The sequence below is a fragment of the Streptococcus cristatus genome, from assembly GCF_001578775.1.
Lineage (GTDB): Bacteria > Bacillota > Bacilli > Lactobacillales > Streptococcaceae > Streptococcus > Streptococcus cristatus_A.
On the sequence record NZ_KQ969098.1, the window covers coordinates 1 to 269 of the forward strand.

General features: G+C 41.6%; 1 pseudogene. It reads left to right on the forward strand.

Features of this window, described 5'->3' with window-relative positions:
• A pseudogene (locus SCRDD08_RS11750) lies at positions 1–268 on the forward strand (DUF6287 domain-containing protein); the annotation flags it as partial.
• Position 269: the final 1 nt, after the last annotated feature.

Here is a 269-nt window from a genome sequence, read left to right on the forward strand (position 1 = left end):
AATCTTCGATGCAAATGGATCAGTAACCCTGCAACGTAGTAATGGTGAAACATTAAATCATAACGCGATTTACAATGGTCATGTAGAAGAGGATAGATATAGAGCTGATTTTGGCTATAATGGAGCAGGCAGCAGTGATCCTTTATTTGTTATTCCAGCAGGTGCGGCATTGCCACTTAATGGTGCTCCAGCACCTAAAGAGCAAATCATGCTTGGAAGTGATGCGATTTCTTCTGCTCAACATCCTTATCATCGAGTAGCGAATTGAC